The sequence below is a fragment of the Nonomuraea salmonea genome, from assembly GCF_042428605.1.
Lineage (GTDB): Bacteria > Actinomycetota > Actinomycetes > Streptosporangiales > Streptosporangiaceae > Nonomuraea > Nonomuraea salmonea.
This window is the reverse complement of record NZ_JBHMCF010000011.1, coordinates 1,080,525-1,098,517: the sequence shown is the minus strand read 5'-3', so window position 1 is coordinate 1,098,517 and position 17,993 is coordinate 1,080,525. Positions and strand designations below refer to the sequence as shown.

16 protein-coding genes are annotated in these 17,993 nt (G+C 69.7%); 11 read left to right on the top strand and 5 right to left on the bottom strand.

Annotated features, from left to right (window positions below):
- Window positions 1-18 precede the first annotated feature (18 nt).
- The 4 genes from ctaC (at window position 19) to ACFFR3_RS15425 (ending at window position 4,261) form a co-directional block, all read left to right on the top strand.
- The gene (ctaC, locus tag ACFFR3_RS15440; RefSeq protein ID WP_364373994.1) at window positions 19-816 is read left to right on the top strand and encodes an aa3-type cytochrome oxidase subunit II; all 798 of its coding nucleotides are present in this window, start codon (window positions 19-21) and stop codon (window positions 814-816) included.
- Window positions 813-2,483 carry an aa3-type cytochrome oxidase subunit I gene (gene ctaD / locus ACFFR3_RS15435; RefSeq protein ID WP_379483315.1) on the top strand — a complete coding sequence of 557 codons (1,671 nt, stop codon included), beginning with the start codon at window positions 813-815 and terminating at the stop codon, window positions 2,481-2,483. The genes ctaC and ctaD overlap by 4 nt, the downstream gene beginning before the upstream one ends.
- On the top strand, window positions 2,483-2,896 hold the full coding sequence (locus ACFFR3_RS15430) for a cytochrome c oxidase subunit 4 (RefSeq protein ID WP_345400957.1): 414 nt from the start codon (window positions 2,483-2,485) through the stop codon (window positions 2,894-2,896). The genes ctaD and ACFFR3_RS15430 overlap by 1 nt, the downstream gene beginning before the upstream one ends.
- A gap of 144 nt (window positions 2,897-3,040) precedes the next feature.
- Window positions 3,041-4,261, top strand: a complete 1,221-nt coding sequence (locus ACFFR3_RS15425) for a L,D-transpeptidase (protein WP_379483314.1) — start codon at window positions 3,041-3,043, stop codon at window positions 4,259-4,261.
- 76 nt (window positions 4,262-4,337) lie between these two features.
- Here ACFFR3_RS15425 and trpD read toward each other — a convergent pair whose 3' ends face one another.
- Together trpD and ACFFR3_RS15415 are read right to left on the bottom strand one after the other, a co-directional pair.
- On the bottom strand, window positions 4,338-5,384 hold the full coding sequence (gene trpD, locus ACFFR3_RS15420) for an anthranilate phosphoribosyltransferase (protein WP_379483313.1): 1,047 nt from the start codon (window positions 5,382-5,384) through the stop codon (window positions 4,338-4,340).
- A gap of 6 nt (window positions 5,385-5,390) precedes the next feature.
- Window positions 5,391-5,816: a hypothetical protein gene (locus ACFFR3_RS15415; RefSeq protein ID WP_345400966.1), complete on the bottom strand. Its 426-nt coding sequence runs from the start codon at window positions 5,814-5,816 to the stop codon at window positions 5,391-5,393.
- Window positions 5,817-5,995: 179 nt separating this feature from the next.
- Between ACFFR3_RS15415 and ctaE the strand changes: the two genes are divergently transcribed.
- The 4 genes from ctaE to qcrB are packed head-to-tail and all read left to right on the top strand — an operon-like array spanning window position 5,996 to window position 10,273.
- Window positions 5,996-6,649, top strand: a complete 654-nt coding sequence (gene ctaE / locus ACFFR3_RS15410; protein ID WP_364373985.1) for an aa3-type cytochrome oxidase subunit III — start codon at window positions 5,996-5,998, stop codon at window positions 6,647-6,649.
- Window positions 6,650-6,663: 14 nt separating this feature from the next.
- Window positions 6,664-7,473, top strand: coding sequence for a cytochrome bc1 complex diheme cytochrome c subunit (gene qcrC / locus ACFFR3_RS15405; protein ID WP_364373982.1), 810 nt, complete (start codon window positions 6,664-6,666; stop codon window positions 7,471-7,473).
- Complete coding sequence (gene qcrA, locus ACFFR3_RS15400; RefSeq protein ID WP_364373979.1) at window positions 7,470-8,582, top strand: cytochrome bc1 complex Rieske iron-sulfur subunit; 1,113 nt, start codon at window positions 7,470-7,472, stop codon at window positions 8,580-8,582. The genes qcrC and qcrA overlap by 4 nt, the downstream gene beginning before the upstream one ends.
- Window positions 8,579-10,273, top strand: a complete 1,695-nt coding sequence (gene qcrB / locus ACFFR3_RS15395; protein ID WP_345400978.1) for a cytochrome bc1 complex cytochrome b subunit — start codon at window positions 8,579-8,581, stop codon at window positions 10,271-10,273. The genes qcrA and qcrB overlap by 4 nt, the downstream gene beginning before the upstream one ends.
- A gap of 314 nt (window positions 10,274-10,587) precedes the next feature.
- Here the strand turns inward: qcrB and ACFFR3_RS15390 are convergent, their stop codons facing one another.
- Together ACFFR3_RS15390 and ACFFR3_RS15385 are read right to left on the bottom strand one after the other, a co-directional pair.
- Entirely contained in the window at window positions 10,588-10,875 is a 288-nt protein-coding gene (locus ACFFR3_RS15390; RefSeq protein ID WP_345400981.1) for an Lrp/AsnC family transcriptional regulator, read from the bottom strand.
- 17 nt (window positions 10,876-10,892) lie between these two features.
- The gene (locus ACFFR3_RS15385; protein ID WP_364373975.1) at window positions 10,893-12,617 is read right to left on the bottom strand and encodes a DEDD exonuclease domain-containing protein; all 1,725 of its coding nucleotides are present in this window, start codon (window positions 12,615-12,617) and stop codon (window positions 10,893-10,895) included.
- Between the two features lie 75 nt (window positions 12,618-12,692).
- Between ACFFR3_RS15385 and ACFFR3_RS15380 the strand changes: the two genes are divergently transcribed.
- Together ACFFR3_RS15380 and ACFFR3_RS15375 are read left to right on the top strand one after the other, a co-directional pair.
- The gene (locus ACFFR3_RS15380; protein ID WP_379483312.1) at window positions 12,693-14,204 is read left to right on the top strand and encodes a serine/threonine-protein kinase; all 1,512 of its coding nucleotides are present in this window, start codon (window positions 12,693-12,695) and stop codon (window positions 14,202-14,204) included.
- Window positions 14,194-15,690, top strand: a complete 1,497-nt coding sequence (locus tag ACFFR3_RS15375) for a serine/threonine-protein kinase (RefSeq protein WP_379483311.1) — start codon at window positions 14,194-14,196, stop codon at window positions 15,688-15,690. Before ACFFR3_RS15380 ends, ACFFR3_RS15375 begins: the two co-directional genes overlap by 11 nt.
- 651 nt (window positions 15,691-16,341) lie before the next feature.
- Here ACFFR3_RS15375 and ACFFR3_RS15370 read toward each other — a convergent pair.
- On the bottom strand, window positions 16,342-16,470 hold the full coding sequence (locus tag ACFFR3_RS15370; RefSeq protein WP_345400990.1) for a hypothetical protein: 129 nt from the start codon (window positions 16,468-16,470) through the stop codon (window positions 16,342-16,344).
- Window positions 16,471-16,480: 10 nt separating this feature from the next.
- Between ACFFR3_RS15370 and ACFFR3_RS15365 the strand changes: the two genes are divergently transcribed.
- Window positions 16,481-17,923 (top strand): hypothetical protein, encoded by a 1,443-nt coding sequence (locus tag ACFFR3_RS15365; protein ID WP_364373963.1) that lies wholly within the window; start codon window positions 16,481-16,483, stop codon window positions 17,921-17,923.
- Window positions 17,924-17,993 lie beyond the last annotated feature (70 nt).

Genomic DNA, 17,993 nt, shown 5'->3' with positions numbered 1-17,993 from the left:
CGTACGACGCGGCGTTCGTTGGCCCGGCGCAGGGTGCCGCGCGCCGCCGCTTTGGCGTTGCTGCTGGCCACTGCTACGGCGTGTGCTAATGACGTCCCCGAGGCCTCCTGGTCTCGCGGCCTTCTTCCCGAACACGTCACCGAGCAGGGCGGCGTCGTTCAGAGCCTGTGGAACGGGGCCTGGATCGCCGCACTCGCCACGGGCGCAGTGGTCATCGTCCTGATCTTGTGGGCCTCGATGTTCCACCGCAAGCGCAGGGCCAAGGCCGAGCTTCCGCCGCAGGTGCGCTACAACCTGCCCATCGAGATCCTTTACACCGTGATCCCGCTGGTCATGGTCTCGGTGTTCTTCTTCTTCACCGCGCGCGACAGCGAGACGCTCACCAAGGTGAGCGGCGACGCGCCGGTCAAGGTCAAGGTCGAGGCGTTCCAGTGGAGCTGGCGCTTCACCACGACCGTCAACGGCAAGACGATCGAGCCGGTCGCGGGCGTGCCGGTCAGCGACTACAACCAGGGCCCCCAGCTGGTCCTGCCGACGAAGACGAAGGTCGAGTTCGACCTGTCGACCGACGACGTCATCCACTCGTTCTGGGTGCCGGAGTTCCTCTTCAAGCGTGACGTCATCCCCGGCATCCCCGAGGACAACCCCGGCCGCAAGTTCGAGATCACCACGCTCGACAGGACCGGCACCTTCGCCGGCCGCTGCGCCGAGCTCTGCGGTGTCGACCACAGCCGGATGCTCTTCTCGGTGAAGCTCGTGCCGCAGGCTGAGTTCGACCAGTACATCGCGACCCACCAGGCTGGGAGTGCCCAGTGACCGCCATCCAAGAACCACCCCTGACGACGACGCCGCGGGTCCGGCCCACCACCAAGGGCCAGATCATCGCCAAGTGGATGTCCTCGACCGATCACAAGATCATCGGGCACATGTACTTGATCACGTCGTTCGCCTTCTTCCTCATCGGCGGCGTGATGGCCCTGGTCATGCGGGCCGAGCTGGCGCAGCCCGGCCTGCAGTTCACCAGCAACGAGCAGTTCAACCAGCTGTTCACCATGCACGGCACGATCATGCTGCTGATGTTCGCGACGCCGCTGTTCGCCGGCTTCGCCAACGAGCTGATGCCGCTGCAGATCGGCGCCCCCGACGTGGCGTTCCCGCGCCTCAACATGGTGAGCTACTGGCTCTACCTGTTCGGCAGCCTCATCGCGGTCTCCGGCTTCTTCACCCCGGGCGGCGCCGCCTCGTTCGGCTGGTTCGCCTACACGCCGCTGTCCAACGCGATCAACTCGCCGGGCATCGGCGGTGACCTGTGGATCATGGGCCTGGCCCTGTCGGGTCTGGGCACCATCCTCGGCGCGGTCAACTTCATCACCACGATCATCTGCATGCGCGCGCCCGGCATGACCATGTTCCGCATGCCGATCTTCACCTGGAACGTCCTGCTCACCAGCATGCTCGTGCTGATGGCGTTCCCGGTGCTGGCCGCCGCGCTGCTGGCGCTGGAGTCCGACCGCAAGCTCGGCACCCACATCTTCGACTCCGAGAACGGCGGCGCGCTGCTCTGGCAGCACCTGTTCTGGTTCTTCGGACATCCCGAGGTCTACATCATCGCGCTGCCGTTCTTCGGCATCGTGACGGAGGTCCTGCCGGTCTTCAGCCGCAAGCCGATCTTCGGTTACATCAGCCTCGTGGCCGCGACGATCTCGATCGCCGGTCTGTCCATCACGGTCTGGGCGCACCACATGTTCCCGACCGGGCAGGTGTTGCTGCCGTTCTTCTCGTTCATGACGTTCCTCATCGCGGTGCCCACCGGTGTGAAGTTCTTCAACTGGATCGGCACGATGTGGCGCGGGCACCTGACGTTCGAGTCGCCGATGCTGTTCTCGGTCGGCTTCCTCATCACGTTCCTGCTCGGCGGCCTGACCGGCGTCATCCTGGCCTCGCCGCCGCTCGACTTCCACATCAGCGACACCTACTTCGTCGTCGCCCACTTCCACTACGTGGTCTTCGGCACCGTCGTGTTCGCGATGTTCGCCGGGTTCTACTTCTGGTGGCCCAAGTTCACCGGCAAGATGCTCGACGACAAGCTCGGCAAGCTGCACTTCTGGCTGCTGTTCATCGGCTTCCACGCGACGTTCCTCGTCCAGCACTGGCTCGGCATGCTCGGCTTCCCGCGCCGCTACGCCGACTACAGCGCGGCCGACGGCTTCACCGACCTCAACATGCTCTCGTCGGTGGGCGCGTTCGTGCTCGGCGCCTCGACGCTGCCGTTCTTCTACAACGTCTGGAAGACCTGGCGCAGCGCGCCCAAGGTCACCGTCGACGACCCCTGGGGCTACGGCGGCTCGCTCGAATGGGCGACCTCCTGCCCGCCGCCGCGGCACAACTTCACCTCGCTGCCGCGCATCCGGTCCGAGCGTCCCGCGTTCGACCTGCACTACCCGCACGCGTCCAGCAAGTCCGCCGGGGAGGTTGAGGCCTGATGAAGGTCCAGGGTTGGCTGTTCCTGCTGTGCGGGATCTTCTTCGCCGGCGTCGACATCGCGTACTGGTTCTGGACCAAGGCGGCCACCGGGCAGGGTGAGCCGGTCGGCACCACCGCGATGGCCATCTCGGTCGGGTTCGCCTTCATGGTGGGCTACTACCTGATGTTCACCTCGCGCCGCATCGGCGCGCAGCCGGAGGACGACAAGCAGGCCGACATCAGCGAGGGCGCCGGCGAAATCGGCTTCTTCAGCCCGAGCAGCTGGTGGCCGTTGTTCCTGTGCCTGGCGGCGGCGTTCGCCTTCGCCGGGTTCGTGATCGGCTTCTGGATGTTCCTGATCGGGCTCTTCCTGGTCATCATGGCCATGATCGGGTTCGTGTTCCAGTACTACCGGGGCCACTTCTCGCACTAGGCCGTACGTCTGGGAACGGGCGTCCTCCCTTGGGGGAGGACGCCCGTTTTTTGGTGTTCTTTACCGGTGTACGGATGTGGTGATTCGATCACTCAGGGTAATAAAGGAGGCAGAAGCGGTTCGATAGTGGGCGAGGGAGTACTCGTGGGGCGCAGTACGTATGGATGCGGCCTGCTGGCCATGGCCCTGCTGGCGGCGTGCTCGGCCGGGTGCTCGGCGAGTGAGCCGGCCGGCGCCCCCAAGGAGGGCGTCGCGATGGCGGGCGGCGCGCAGAGCGCCCCCGTGGGGGTCTCTCCGGCGGACAAGGCCGCGAACGTCCCCACCGACCGGCCCGTGGTCGTCGCCGCCAACGGCGGCACGCTGAAGAGCGTCAAGGTGGACGGAGGCAAGGCGGGGCCGCTCAAGGGCGTGCTGAGCGCCGACCGTACGCGCTGGCGCAGCCTCGGCACCGCCAAGCCGAGCGCGTCGTACACGGTGACCGCGGTCTCCCTGGACGCCACGGGCAAGGAGAGCAGGACCACCAGCGCCTTCTCCACGGCCAAGGGCACCAAGACGTTCGACATCGAGCGGATCACCCCGAACAAGGACGACACAGGACTGACCGTCGGGGTCGGCATGCCCGTCATGATCGCCTTCGACCAGCCCATCGCCGACCGGGTCGCCGTCGAGCGCAACCTCACCGTGCGCAGCTCCAAGCCGGTGGAGGGGGCCTGGCACTGGTTCGACGACCAGCACGTGGACTTCCGGCCGAAGAAGTACTGGCCGGCCAGGACCAAGGTGCGGGTGGAGGCCAAGCTGGCGGGGGTGCGCGGCGGGCCCGGCATGTACGGCAAGCGCGACGTACGGCTCGACTTCAGGATCGGCCGCCAGCAGATCACCAAGGGCAGCGTCAACGAGCACGTGCTGGTGGTCAGGCGGGACGGCAAGAAGGTCAGGACGATGCCCATGAGCGCCGGCCAGGGCGGCCAGTGGAAGTACCACACGACCTCCGGCATCCACCTGGCCATGTCGCGTGAGCCCGTCACGATCATGACCTCGCCCGGCATCGGGCCCGGCTCGCCCGGCTACTACCGGCTGACCGTCTACAACACCGTCCGCATCTCCAACAGCGGCGAGTACGTGCACAGCGCGCCCTGGTCGGTCGGCTCGCAGGGCCACGCCAACGTCAGCCACGGCTGCGTGAACGTCAGCCCGGCCAACGCGATCTGGTTCCTGAAGAACACGCTGATCGGCGACCCGATCATCATCACCGGCTCGCCCCGCAAGCTGGAGCCCACGAACGGCTGGGGGCACTGGCAGGAGGACTGGAAGCAGTGGCTCAAGTGGAGCTCGCTCAAGGCGGGCCCCACCGTCACGCTGCCCTGAGAGCGCCGCTCAGAGCACGGGAACGGCGCCGCCACTCCGAGTGAGGGCGGCGCCGTTACTCGTGCTCAGGGGCTGCTCAGGAGCGCGGGAAGGCGCTGCTGACCTCGATCCAGCGGTCGAGGGTGGCCGCGGCGGCGCCGGAGTCGATCGCCTGGACCGCGCGGGCGTAGCCGTCGATCATGGCGGAGTCGAGGTCGTCGCCCGGCCCGTCGAGCGCCACCAGCGCGGCCGCCGCGTTGAGCAGCACCGCGTCGCGCACCGGCCCGGTCTTGCCCTGTACGAGGTCGTGCACGGCCTGGGCGTTGAAGCCGACGTCGCCGCCGCGCAGCGCGCCCACGTCGGCGCGCGGGATGCCGAGCACCGCAGGGTCGAACGTGGTCTGCGTGGCCGTGCCGTCCTTGACCACCCAGACGGTGGAGGTGGCCGCGATGGTCAGCTCGTCGAGGCCGTCGTCGCCGCGGAAGACCAGGGCGGACACGCCCCGCTCGGCGAACACACCGGCCAGCACCGGCAGCATGCCGGCGTCGTAGACGCCGATGGCCTGCGCCGAGGGGCGGGCCGGGTTGGTCAGCGGACCGAGGAAGTTGAAGATCGTCGGAACGCCGATCTCCTTGCGCGTCGGCCCGGCGAAGCGCAGCGCGGGGTGGTAGACGGGCGCGAAGCAGAACGCGATGCCCGCCTCGCTCGCCACCCGCGCCGTCTGCTCGGGCCTGAGGTCGAGCCTGATGCCGAGGTGCTCCAGGACGTCGGCGGCGCCGCACGAGGACGACGCGGCGCGGTTGCCGTGCTTGACCACCCTGGCGCCCGCGGCGGCGGCCACGATGGCGGCCATCGTCGAGACGTTGACGGTGTGGGCGCGGTCGCCGCCGGTGCCCACGATGTCGACCACCGGGCCCTCGACGCGGAGCGGAGTGGCGAGGTCGAGCATCGTGCGGGCCAGGCCCACGACCTCGGCCACGGTCTCGCCCTTGGCGCGCAGCGCGATCACGAAACCGGCGATCTGGGACGGCGTCGCGGCGCCGGACATGATCTCCCGCATCGCCCAGGCCGACTCGTCAGAGGTGAGGTGCTCTCCTGACAGGAGGGCGTTGAGCAGGGTGGGCCAGGTCGTCCGGGAGTCCATGGGCACCTACTTAGCGTTGAGACGGGTGGCGGAGCGGCGGCGCATGAGGTCGGCCACGGTGTCGGCGAGCACCAGGGGCTCGAGAGGCTGGGCCACCACGGCGTCGGCCTTCGACCAGTCGGCCAGCCACCTGTCGTCGCGCCTGGCGATGATCAGGCAGATGGGCGGGCAGTCGTAGACCTCGTCCTTGGCCTGGCGCGAGACGCCCATGCCGCCGGCCGGCTGGGTCTCGCCGTCGAGGACGGCGACGTCGATCTCACCGGAGCCGAGCCACTGGTGCACCTTGGGCTCGGTGGCGCACTCCACGATCTCCACGAGGGGTAGGTCGGCCGCGGGGCGCCTGCCGATGGCCTGGATCACCTCGGCCCTGGTGGCGGCGTCGTCGCTGTAGACGAGGACTTTCATCTTCTCGTCGGTGCTCCCACTGGACATCGGTCGCGCTCACTATCAGTCGAAGAGGTATGGTCACCTGGGATCGTACCGGTGCGTGGGCATGCGTACCCAGGCCACCATGCCTGGTGGGCGTTTTATGGCAATTATCCCAGGTTGGTCGGTGGTTCGTACCTGCTAACGGGGGGTCGTGCGCCGGACCGACCACCGGAGCCGCAATAATGCTGCCCGTGGCGACAGCATCCGCAATAACTTCGACGACGACAGCACAGTCGTACCGCAGACCCAACTTGGTCAGCGTGGGCACGATCGTGTGGCTGTCCTCTGAGCTCATGTTCTTCGCGGCGCTGTTCGCGATGTACTTCACCATCCGGTCGGTGAGCGTCGGCAAGGGCCTCGAGTGGGGCCCGGCGCTGCTTCCTGCTGGCGCGCACGCAGCAGAGGCCGCTCACCTGAACATCCCGTTCGCGACGGTCAACACGATCATCCTGGTTCTGTCGAGTGTGACGTGCCAGCTGGGCGTGTGGGCCGCAGAGAAGGGGCAGGTCGGAAAGCTCCGCTTCTGGTACATCGTCAGCTTCCTCATGGGCGCGATCTTCGTGGCCGGGCAGCTGTACGAGTACATTGAGCTGGCGTCAGAGGGCGCGACCCTGTCCGCTAACGCTTACACTTCGGTGTTCTACCTGACGACGGGCTTCCACGGCCTGCACGTGACCGGTGGCCTGATCGCGTTCCTGTTCATGCTGGGACGCACGTACGCCGCGAAGCGCTTCACGCATGAGCAGGCCACCAGCGCGATCGTCGTGTCCTACTACTGGCACTTCGTAGACGTCGTCTGGATCGGTCTTTTCGCGACCATCTACATCATTCGTTAAGGAACGGGATCTCTGTGACTAGGATCACCGCTTGGCGGCGGCATCCCCTCGCGAGATACGCCGTCCTGATTTTGGCGTTGGCGCTGGTCGGGATGGTATACGCCGCCTTTGTCCAGGCGGGTAAGCCTGCCGACGCGGCATTGGCGGCAGGCAAGGTCGATGACGTGGCCGAGGGCAAGAGCCTGTTCGTCCAGCACTGCTCCAGCTGCCACGGCATGAACGCGCAGGGCACCGGCACGGCGCCCACGCTCATCGGCGTCGGCGCCGCGGCCGTCGACTTCCAGATGAGCACCGGGCGCATGCCGGCGGGCGCTCCTGGCCCGCAGGCGCCGCGCAAGCCGCTCGCGCCCTGGGTCAACGAGACCACGACCCGCCAGATCGCCGCCTACGTGCAGTCGCTCGGCGGCGGCCCGCAGGTGCCGGGGCACGAGCAGGTCGACCCCAAACTCGGTGACGCCGGCAAGGGTGGCGAGCTGTTCCGCGCCAACTGCATCCAGTGCCACAACTGGGCAGGCGCGGGCGGCGCGCTGACGCAGGGCAAGTACGCGCCCAACCTGAACGAGGCGACGCCCACGCAGATCTACGAGGCGATGGTCACCGGCCCGCAGGCGATGCCGGTCTTCAACGACACGACGATCACGCCCGAGGAGAAGCGGAGCATGATCGCGTACATCACCCAGGTCCGCGAGCAGCGGGACCCGGGCGGCTTCGGCCTCGGCCGCATCGGCCCGGTCACCGAAGGTCTCGTGGCGTGGATCGTGGGCCTGAGCGCCCTCGCACTCGCCGCCATCTGGATCACCGCGAAGAAGCGACAGAAGCCATGACAGACAACGAGCACGAGATCGAGCAGCCGGACGAGCGCGTCCCCAAGCGCGTCATCGGCACCCCCGCACCGGGCACCTCGATGCTCGGCACGGCGGAGACCGAAGAGGTCGAGCGCGACGTCCCCGGCGTGACGCTGCAGGACGAGGCCAAGGCCCGCAAGGCCGAGAAGATCGTGGCGCTCTGCTTCACGATCACCTTCCTGGCCGCCATCGCGTTCATCATCTCCTACGTGGTGTTCCAGGTCGGCAGTCCCGAGGCCACGGGCACCTCCACCTTCGCGCTGGGCACCTCGCTCACCGTCGCGATCCTCGGCCTGGCGGTCGGCATCGTGATCTGGGTCCGCCAGATCATGCCGAAATACTCGCTGGTCCAGGAGCGCCACACGATGGCCTCCGAGGAGGACGACCGCGAGGTCGTGAGCGACACCTTCGTGCAGGGCGCCAACGAGAGCGGCTTCGTCAAGCGCAAGCTGCTGCGCCGCACCCTGCTGCTGGCCGCCGCGCCGCTGGGCCTGGTCCCCCTGGTCCTGCTGCGCGACCTCGACAACAGCAAGATGCCGGGCGCCAAGTTCAACAAGACGCTGCGGCACACGGTCTGGGGCGGGACCACCAAGGAGGGCAAGCCGCTCAGGCTCGTCGTCGAGGGCACCGGCCAGCCCATCAGGGCGGCCGACTTCAACTCGCCCGGCGGCATCCTGTCGGTCGTGCCCGAGGGTTACGAGCACGACCTCAACGCCCTGGCCAAGGCCACGCTGATCCTGATCAAGTTCCGCCCTGAGGAGATCAAGGGCGGCACCAACAGAAACTGGACGCACGACGGCATCGTCGCGTACTCCAAGATCTGCACCCACGTGGGCTGCCCCGCGGCCCTGTACGAGCAGAACACCCACCACATCCTCTGCCCGTGCCACCAGTCGACGTTCGACGCCGCCGACGGCGCGAAGGTCATCTTCGGCCCGGCTGCCCGGCCGCTGCCGCAGCTGCCCATCACCGTCGACGCCGAGGGCTACCTCATCGCCAAGGGCGATTTCCCGGTGCCCCCCGGGCCCAGCTACTGGGAACGCGGTGACGCGGAGGCCGAGGCCAGGTCGAAGGGAGGCCAGGCATGAGCACCGAGCTGAAGGCCCCGCCCAAGGCCATCGCCGGCCCGTCGAACTGGCTCGACGAGCGCCTTGGCGGTGCCAGCTTCCTCAAGCGCAACATGCGCAAGATCTTCCCGGACCACTGGTCGTTCCTCCTGGGTGAGATCGCGCTCTACTCCTTCGTCGTGCTGCTGCTGACCGGGACGTTCCTGACGCTCTGGTTCAAGCCCAGCATGATGGAGATCGCCTATGACGGCTCGTACGCGCCGCTCAAGGGCGTCATGATGTCCGAGGCCTACGCGTCGTCGCTGGAGATCAGCTTCGACGTCCGCGGTGGTCTGCTCATGCGGCAGATGCACCACTGGGCGGCCCTGCTCTTCGTGGCCGGCATGATGGTCCACGCGCTGCGCGTGTTCTTCACCGGCGCCTACCGCAAGCCGCGCGAGATCAACTGGATCATCGGCGTGCTGCTGCTGACGCTGGCGCTGGCCGAGGGTCTGACCGGCTACTCCCTCCCCGACGACCTGCTCTCCGGCGCCGGTCTGCGGATCACCGAGGGCGTGGCGATCTCGCTGCCGCTGGTCGGCACGTACATCACGTTCTTCCTGTTCGGCGGCGAATATCCGGGTGAGGATGTCATCTCCCGGTTCTACTCGCTGCACATCCTGCTCATCCCGGGCATCATCCTGGCGCTGGTCTCCGCCCACATGGTCCTCATGTGGGTGCAGAAGCACACCCAGATGCCGGGCAAGGGCCGGACGAACAAGAACGTCGTCGGCGCGCCGTTCTACCCGGCCTTCATGGCGAAGGCGGGCGCGTACTTCCTGTTCACGCTGGGCGTCATCACCGGTCTGGCGACCTTCACCCAGATCAACCCGATCTGGCTGTTCGGTCCCTACACGCCGGCCGACGTCTCGGCGGGTTCGCAGCCCGACTTCTACATGGGCTTCCTCGAAGGCGCGCTGCGCATCATGCCGCCGTGGGAGATCAACCTCTTCGGCACCTCGCACGCCGGCACGCTGCCGCTGAGCGTCATCATCCCGGCGCTGGTGCCGATGGGCATCATCATGACCGGCCTGGCGCTCTACCCGTTCCTCGAACGCTGGGTCACCGGCGACAACCGTGAGCACCACGTCGTCGACCGTCCGCGCAACAACCCCCACCGCACCTCGATCGGCATCTCGGCGATCACCTTCTACGGGGTGCTGTGGCTGCTCGGCGCCAACGACGAGATCGCGGCGAACTTCCACATCAGCCTCAACGTGACGACCTACGCCGGTCGAGTGCTGATCTTCGTCGCCCCGGCGCTCGCCTACCTGATCACGTACCGCATGTGCCTCGGCCTGCAGCGCGCTGACCAGGCGATCATCTCGCACGGTGTGGAGTCCGGCGTGATCAAGCGGCTGCCGCACGGTGAGTTCATCGAGATCCACACGCCGCCGTCCGAGGACATGGAAGCGCACATGCGCGGCAAGGCGACCGTGCCGATGCTTCCAGTGGACGAGGACACCTCGGGCATCCCGCCGAAGGGGATGCGCGGGCCGCTCGGCAAGCTCCGCGGCCGGATGTCGCGTGCCTACGGCGGAGAGAAGATCCCGCTGGAGGACCCGCACGGGCACCACGGCCACGGCGAGCACGACGAGCACGGCGAGCACGAGGAAGAACACGCCGCCGTCGGCGCCGGTGCGAGCGACGAGCAGCACAGCATCACCCGCTGATCCCTGACGCCACACAACCGAAGGGCCCGGCCGAGCACCAGCTCGACCGGGCCCTTCGGCGTCCCCGGACATCCACGATCCTGAGCGCGGGGCCTCGTCGGGGCAGCGTGAGGCGGTCCGGCGGCGTCAGGTGTCTGAGCGGCGAGGGCGCAGGATGCCCGGCGAAAGGCTCAGGGAGCCACGGAAGGTGGCCGGCGGCCCGGGGACGGCGTCCCTGAGGCGTGCGGCTGGGGCGCGGGGCCTGGGCGCGGATCCTGAAACCGCGTTCGCCTGGGCGCGCCGGGGTGCTGAGCCTTGGGCGGGGGCCGGGGAAGTCAGTCGGCTTCGGGGAAGCCGATGGAGAAGGCGGCGTCGAGGTCGTGGCGGGAGTAGGCGCGGAAGGCGATGTGGGTCTCCGTGTGGAGCACGCCCGCCACCTTGTTGATCCGCCCCGGGACGACCTCGGCGATCTCCTCGTAGGCGGCGACCCTGACCATGGCCAGCAGGTCGTATTCGCCGGTGATGGAGTAGACCTCGCTGACTCCTTGAATCTCGGCGATCGTCTGGGCGACCTCCGGGATCCGGTCTACCTCTGCATTGATGTGGACGATAGCCGTGACCATGCATCAACTCTATCGTTTCACCTCAAAGGTCGCCCCTCCCGAGGACGCCGCTGATCGAGATGCCGGTACGCCAGCTCGATGCGCGCCTTGTGCCGGGCCGCACCCCGCGCCGGCAGGCTCCACTCGCCGTCGACCTCCACCAGCCGCACCCCAGGTGACTCCAGCCAGCGCAGGATGCACTCGGTCTCCTCGGCGCTGGCCGCGGGGACCGGCCCGGGACCGGGCAGCACCGCCTCGGCGGCGGCCTTGAGCGAGGCCACGAAAGGGGTCGGGTGGGCGCCCTTGGGCATGACCCCGGCGGCGGCCAGGCGGCCGTAGCGGACGACGTGGATGTCCCAGCCGCCCCCGAAGGCGGGGCTGGCGGCCACCAGCTCGGGGATGCGGGTGATGGCGCTCAGCCGCTGCATGCGGGCCGCCGTACGGACGAAGGAGGCCAGCCGGTCGCGGTCGACCGAGGCCTCCTCGTAGCGCTGCTCGACCGACAGCCGCTCCATGCGGGCGGCCACGGCGCTGAAGACGGTGCCGGCGTCGAGCGTCATGGCGCGGCGCGCGGTCTCGACGTGGACGGCGTATTCCTCCGGGCTCTCGCGCCCCTCGCACGGCGCCCCGCAGCGGCCCATCTCGTGCAGCACGCACGCCGAGCGCCGGGTGCGCAGCGTCACCGGCTGCGTGCACTGGCGCAGCGGGACGGCCTCGTGCAGCGCGATGCGGGCGTCGTCGGCCAGCCGGGTGCTGGTGAAGGGGCCGAGGTAGGTGGCGTCGTCGTCTTTGACCTCGCGCACGATCGACAGGCGGGGGAACACCTCGCGCGTCAGCTTCAGCCACACCATCTTCTCGGGGAAGCGGGAGCGGCGGTTGTAGCGCGGCTTGGCGCCGCCGATCAGGCGCAGCTCCCTGACCTCGGCCTCCAGCGCGGTGGCGCAGACGATGTGGCGCACCCGCTCGGCGATGCCGATCATCTCGCGGATGCGCGGCCGGGTCTCGCCCGCGGTGAAGTAGGAGCGTACGCGGTTGCGCAGGTTGGTGCTCTTGCCGATGTAGAGGACCTCGCCGCGCTCGTCCTCGAACAGGTAGACGCCGGGCGCGTGGGGCACGGAGTCGGCGAGATGGCGCTTGCGCTGCTGCTCTGGCGTGGGGGCGCGGACGAACGACTTGAGCTCTTCCAGCGTGTGGACCTGGAAGGACCCGGCCCGCTCGATCAGCCCGTGGAGCACGTCGACGGTGGCCCTGGCGTCCTGCAGCGCGCGGTGGCACGGCTCGACGGGGCTGCGGAAGAACCTGGCCAGTGTGGCCAGCTTGGCGTTGGGCGTCTCGTCGCGGGTCAGCACCCGCCTGGCCAGATCGACGGTGTCGACCACCGGGTTGGCGGGCGGCGGATAGCCGAGCGCGGCGCAGGCCGCCTTGATGAAGCGGGTGTCGAACCCGGCGTTGTGCGCCACCAGGGTGGCGCCGCGGATGAACTCGAGGAAGCTCGGCAGCACCGACTCGATCGTGGGCGCGGCCATGACCATGGCGTCGGTGATGCCCGTCAGCACGGAGATGAACGGCGGGATCGGCCCCCCGGGATCGACCAAGGTGGAGAACTCGCCGAGCACCTCACCGGCCCGCACCTTGACCGCGCCGATCTCGGTGATCGCGTCCTCGGCGGGCGCGCCGCCGGTCGTCTCGAGGTCGAACACGACGAACGTGACATCGCTCAGCGGCGTGCCGAGCTCGTCGAGAGTGCCTTGAACCGGGTCCACGAACCAAGACCATAGAAGGACGGACCGACAGGAACGAGTAAGCACCCCCCTTGATCCTTAGTTACCCTTCCCTTTATGTCCGCGGGAAGACTTGCCGGCCGCTACTCCCTGCTGCGCCCGCTGGGCGCCGGTGGCATGGGGAAGGTGTGGCTGGCCAGGGACGAGATGCTTGAGCGCGATGTCGCGGTCAAGGAGCTCACGCTGCCCGAGGGCATGCCGGACAAAGAGCGCTCCGAAGCGGTGACGCGGGCGGTGCGCGAGGCGCAGGCCACCGCGCGGCTGCGCCACCCCGGCATCGTGGCCCTGCACGACGTGGTGGTCGAGCAGGACAGGCCGTGGCTGGTCATGGAGCTGCTGCGGGGCCGCACGCTGGGCGACACCGTACGCGACTTCGGCCCCATGCCCCCCGACTACGCGGCCAGGGTGGGCGCCGACGTGCTCGAGGCGCTGATGGTCGCCCACGCCCAGGGCCTGCAGCACCGCGACGTCAAGCCGGGCAACGTGTTCCTGACCGAGAGCGGCCGGGTGGTGCTGACCGACTTCGGCATCGCCAGGCAGGAGGGCCAGGCCACGCTCACCGAGCAGGGCCTGATGATCGGCTCGCCCGGGTTCATCGCGCCTGAGCGGCTCGAGGGCCACCCCGGCGGCCCCGCCAGCGACCTGTGGTCACTCGGCGCCACCCTCTACGTCGCGCTTACCGGCGCGCCGGCCTACTCGGGGTCGATGGCCGACCGCGTCCGCGCCACGCTCACCCAGCCGGTCCCGGTCGCGCCGGGCCCGCTCGGGCCCGTGGTGGCCGCCATGATGGCCCAGCATCCCGGCGCCCGCCCCGACCCGCGGCTGGTCGTGGACGCGCTCAGGCAGGTCGCCGCGGGCCTGCCCGCGCCCAAGCTGCCGGCCGGCGAGATGGCGACCGCGCCCAGCGGGTCCGGAGGGCGCGGCAAGCTCGGCGTGCTGGTCGCCGCCGTCGTCGTGGTGGCGCTGGCCGCCGCGGCCACGACCGGGTTCCTGCTGCTGCGCGACCGCGACGGCGCCGCCGCCTCGGCGTTCACCACCCCCATGGACGTCTGCACGCTGATCGGCGCGCAGGACCTCGGCGGCATCCTGAAGACCGCCAACCCGCCCAAGGCGCAGCCCGACTCCGACGACGCGGGCCCGGAGTGCGGCTACCCGCTCTCGGCGGCGAAGACCGGCGTGAGCCTGCAGGTGCAGAAGGACTCCGACACCGTCGATCCGTGGTCGATGACCGAGGTGTCGGCGCGCAAGCTGTTCCAGAGCCAGAAGCGCACCTGGGGCAGGAACGACACGATCAGCTGGACCTGGCCGGAGATCGGCGTGGCGGGCAACCAGCGGGCCACCCGCACCCCGGTGCACGACGTCAAGGGAGTCGGCGAGGAGGCGTTCGGCTTCGAGCTGCGGGGCCCCGACGGCCGTATGCACTCCGCCTACGTCTTCTACCGGCTGGCCAACCTCGTCGTGAGCGCCTCGTACACCACGCTCAGCGACCGGCCGACCGACGACCAGATCATGCAGTCGGCGCTGAGAGCCGCGCAGGCGAGCGAGCGGACGTTGCGCGATGGCGGGTGACCTCTACCTCCTGGCGAGCCGCTACCGGCTGATCGAGCGGCTCGGGCAGGGCGGCGCCGGCACGGTGTGGCGGGCCATCGACGAGGTGCTCGACCGGCAGGTCGCCGTCAAGCAGGTACGCGTGCCGGAACGGCTGAGCCCGCAGGAGCACGCCGAGTTCATCGACCGCGCCATCCACGAGGCGCGGTCGGCCGGACGCCTGCGCGACCCGGCCATCGTGCTGGTCCACGACGTCGTCATCGAGGGCGCCCAGCCGTGGATCATCATGGACCTGGTCACCGGCCGCTCGCTCGACAAGGTGATCAAGCAGAGCGGGCCGCTGCCCCCCGAGTACGTCGCCGCGATCGGCCTGCGCGTGCTGTCGGCGCTGGAGGTCGCGCACGCCCACGGCATGCTGCACCAGGACGTCAAGCCGGCCAACATCCTGCTCGACGGCGACGGCTCGGCGATGCTCACCGACTTCGGCATCGCGGCGCCCATCAGCGGGGTGGGCGACCGGTTCGGCAGCGCGGGCTCGCCCGGCTACATGGCTCCCGAGCGGCTCAACCAGCAGCCCTCCGGGCCCGCGTCCGACCTGTGGTCGCTCGGCGCCAGCCTGTACACCGCGGTCGAGGGGCGCGCGCCGTTCGAGCGCGGGCTGCCCGCCGCGATCGCCGCGGCGGTGCTGCTGCACGAGCCGCCCTACCCCGCACGTGCCGGCCGCCACCTGGGCGACCTGCTGATGGCCATGCTCGCCAAGGACCCCGCGGTACGCCCCACGGCGGCCCAGGTGCGTCATGCGCTGCACAAGGTGGTCGGCATCTCCACGGGCACCTTCACCGGCACCGGCAATCTCCCCGGCGCCGGAAGGGGCACCGGCACTGGGCCCGGGCCCGCCAAGGCGCGCCGCCGGTGGCTGCTGCCCGTCGTGCTCGCCGCCGTCGCGGTGCTGGGCGCGGGCGGCTGGGTCGCCGTCAACGCGCTCGGCACGTCCACCGCCCCGCCCGGTCGCTACGCCACCGCGCCCGAGCCCTGCCGCTTGCTCACCGACGACCAGGCCGCCAAGCTCATCAAGGGCGCGCCCCGGCGTTCGTCCCCCAAGCCGGGCGAGTGCGAGTGGCTCAACGACTCCACCCGCGGCAAGCTCATCGTGCGGGTCTGGGCCGAGCGGCCCACCGAGGACCTCAGCGGGCCCCAGGTGGCCGAGCGCCGCATGGCCAGCGAGGAGCGTACGCGGGCCGCCGCCGAGGGCACCAGCCAGCGCCAGATGTGGGGAGGAGTCAACGAGGTCGCCGGTGTGGGGGAGCGGGCGATCGTCCAGAACGGCTTGCGACTGTATATCAACTCCAATGAATCGGGCATCGCGGACAGCCGGTTGCTTTTCCGTACCAGTAACCTGCTGGGCGAAGTCATCTGGCATCGTGAGGACGTCCCGACCGACAAGCCCAACGATCAGAAGACCGCGATCGCCGCCGCCCGCCTGGTCGTCGCGGCGCTGCCGGAGTGAGAGGCCTATCGCGCCGCAAGCACCCCGCAAGGGGTGTGACTAGCATGTTTCCCCGCAAGCCAGGGCAACCTCAGGAGTCGCAGTGAATCCCGGTAGTGAGTACGGGCCGCCGAACCCCTATCAGGACCCCGGCAGGCGATCCCAGCCTCCCCACCAGCCCCCGGACGGCCCCCCGCCCCAGGACCCGCAGGCCGGCCCTCCAGGCGCGAACCAAGGCCCGCCTCCGAACACCCCCTACGGTGGCCCTCCGCCTGGCGCGCAGGCCGGCCCCCCGAACGGCCCTCAGGCCGGCTCTCCAACCCGGCCCCCACACGGCCCCCAAGGTCCCCCGAACGGACCTCATAACGGGCCGCAAGACTGGTCTCAGAACGGGCCGCAGGGCTGGCCGCAGGACGGGCCTTACGGTGGTTTCCCCAGCGGCCCCCGAAGCGGGCCACCCAGTGATCCCCAGGCCGGCCCCCCGAATGGCCCTCAAGGCGGCTCTCCGAGCTGGCCGCCGCACGGTCCCCAAGGCGGGCCTCCCAGCGGCCCTCAGGGTGGGCCTTCGGGCTGGCCTCCGAACGAACCTCAGGGCGGCTCTCCGAGCTGGCCCCCGAGCGGTCCCCAAGGCGGGCCTCCGAGCGGGCCTCAAGGCGGGCCTCCGAGCGGGCCTCAAGGCGGGCCGCCGAGCGGGCCGCCGAGTGGGGCGCCGTATCTGCCGCCTACCCTGCCGCCCGCCATGCCGTCGTCGATGCCGCCGCGCATGCCGGACCAGGCGTTGCCGCCGACGTTGCCTCCCACCCTTCCCCCGATGCCCTCGCCGCAGGGCCCCCAGCGGCCGTCGTGGCTGATGCCCACGCTCGCCGCGGCGCTCGTGGTGCTGGTGGCCGCGACCGGGGTGGGCCTGTTCCTCCTGTATGGCAACAAGGACGACGAAGGCGGCGGTGGCACGCCCCCGGTGGCAGGGACGTCGTCCGCCTCCGGCAGCCCGTCCGCGGCGGCCGTGGGCGTGGACGTGTGCTCGATGCTGCCCAAGGACGAGGCCGACCGGCTGGTGCCCGACGCGACCGTGGACAAGCGGTCCCGTGACAACGACTACACGGTCAACTTCGGCTGCAACTGGACGAACCGCCGCATCTCGTTCGGTGAGTTCTGGCGCAGCAGGGAGATCGACGTCAAGGTCGACCAGCACAAGCCCGACGGCGTGAAGACGGGCCGCGCGATGGCGCAGAACTCGTACGAGGCCGACTACAGCAGCGGCAAGTACCGCGAGACCGCGAAGCCGACCCTCGACGAGGACGAGAAGGAGTACATCTCCCCGGTCAAGGACATCCCGAACGTCGGCGACAGCGCCTTCGCCCAGTACACGTGGCGCCGTTCGGGCAAGATGCTCTGGTACGCGTACGGCACCGCGTACGCGCGGGTCGGCGACATGACGATCGAGGTCAAGTACCAGGCGGGCCAGCAGCGTAAAGACGCCCAGATCCTGACGAACGAGTCCGCCCAGGCCGTCACGGAGGAGAACGCGATCCGCGAGGTGAGCGGCCTGGTCGTGCACTTCGCCAAGGGCGTCGCCGAGTGGCAGCGCAAGCACCCCGACGTGCTGGCCCAGGCCGAGCCGTCGGCCACGCCCACCGCGCCGCCCTCCCGCTCGCCGAGCTCCACGCCGACGCCGTCGCCGACCGTGCTGGCCTCCTTCCCCGCCGACTGCGGGGCCGTCAGCGGCACCGCAGTCAAGCTGGTGCCCGACGCCACCACCCGGGCGCGCGGCAACAGGATCGGCGACGACGACCGTACCGAGTGCCGCTGGCTCAACCTGGACCTGCCGGACGGCGAGGGCAGGAAGAAGGTCCGCAGCGCGCTCATCACCGTGCACCGGTTCACCAACCGGGCGGGGGCCGTGGACGAGCCGGCCGCCAAGGAGTTCTACGCGACGGACAGGGGCCGGTCCGCGGGCAGCGCCGAGTCCTCGCTCGGCGGCATCACCTGGGGCGAGCTGACCGACGTGAAGGGGCTGGGCGACCAGGCCCACCGGCAGTACGTCCAGTCGCGGGTCGGCGATGTGTCGGCCGGCAGCGGCTCGTACGTCATCCGCAAGGGCGCCGTGGTGATCGAGGTCGACTACACCGGACATCAGCGACCCGAGAACGCGGAGAAGAACGCGTCCAATGTCGTGCTGATGCCGGAGAAGGAGGCGTTCGAGGGCGCCCTCACCCTGGCCAAGGCCTACCTGAACGTCCTGGACGGCGGCTGACGCCACCGGCCCGATCGTGCGTGCCGGGCGCCCGTACGGCCGCCCATCCGGCCGCCCATCCGGCCGCGCG

Bases quoted from the DNA above. Each gene is read 5' to 3' on its own strand.
- ACFFR3_RS15390 (WP_345400981.1), bottom strand. From the start codon at position 10,875: ATGGTCACGGCTATCGTCCACATCAATGCAGAGGTAGACCGGATCCCG.
- ACFFR3_RS15415 (WP_345400966.1), bottom strand. From the start codon at position 5,816: ATGTCCAGTGGGAGCACCGACGAGAAGATGAAAGTCCTCGTCTACAGC.
- trpD (WP_379483313.1), bottom strand. From the start codon at position 5,384: ATGGACTCCCGGACGACCTGGCCCACCCTGCTCAACGCCCTCCTGTCA.
- ACFFR3_RS15380 (WP_379483312.1), top strand. From the start codon at position 12,693: ATGTCCGCGGGAAGACTTGCCGGCCGCTACTCCCTGCTGCGCCCGCTG.
- ctaE (WP_364373985.1), top strand. From the start codon at position 5,996: ATGCTGCCCGTGGCGACAGCATCCGCAATAACTTCGACGACGACAGCA.
- ACFFR3_RS15365 (WP_364373963.1), top strand. From the start codon at position 16,481: ATGCCCTCGCCGCAGGGCCCCCAGCGGCCGTCGTGGCTGATGCCCACG.
- qcrB (WP_345400978.1), top strand. From the start codon at position 8,579: ATGAGCACCGAGCTGAAGGCCCCGCCCAAGGCCATCGCCGGCCCGTCG.
- ACFFR3_RS15375 (WP_379483311.1), top strand. From the start codon at position 14,194: ATGGCGGGTGACCTCTACCTCCTGGCGAGCCGCTACCGGCTGATCGAG.
- ACFFR3_RS15430 (WP_345400957.1), top strand. From the start codon at position 2,483: ATGAAGGTCCAGGGTTGGCTGTTCCTGCTGTGCGGGATCTTCTTCGCC.
- qcrA (WP_364373979.1), top strand. From the start codon at position 7,470: ATGACAGACAACGAGCACGAGATCGAGCAGCCGGACGAGCGCGTCCCC.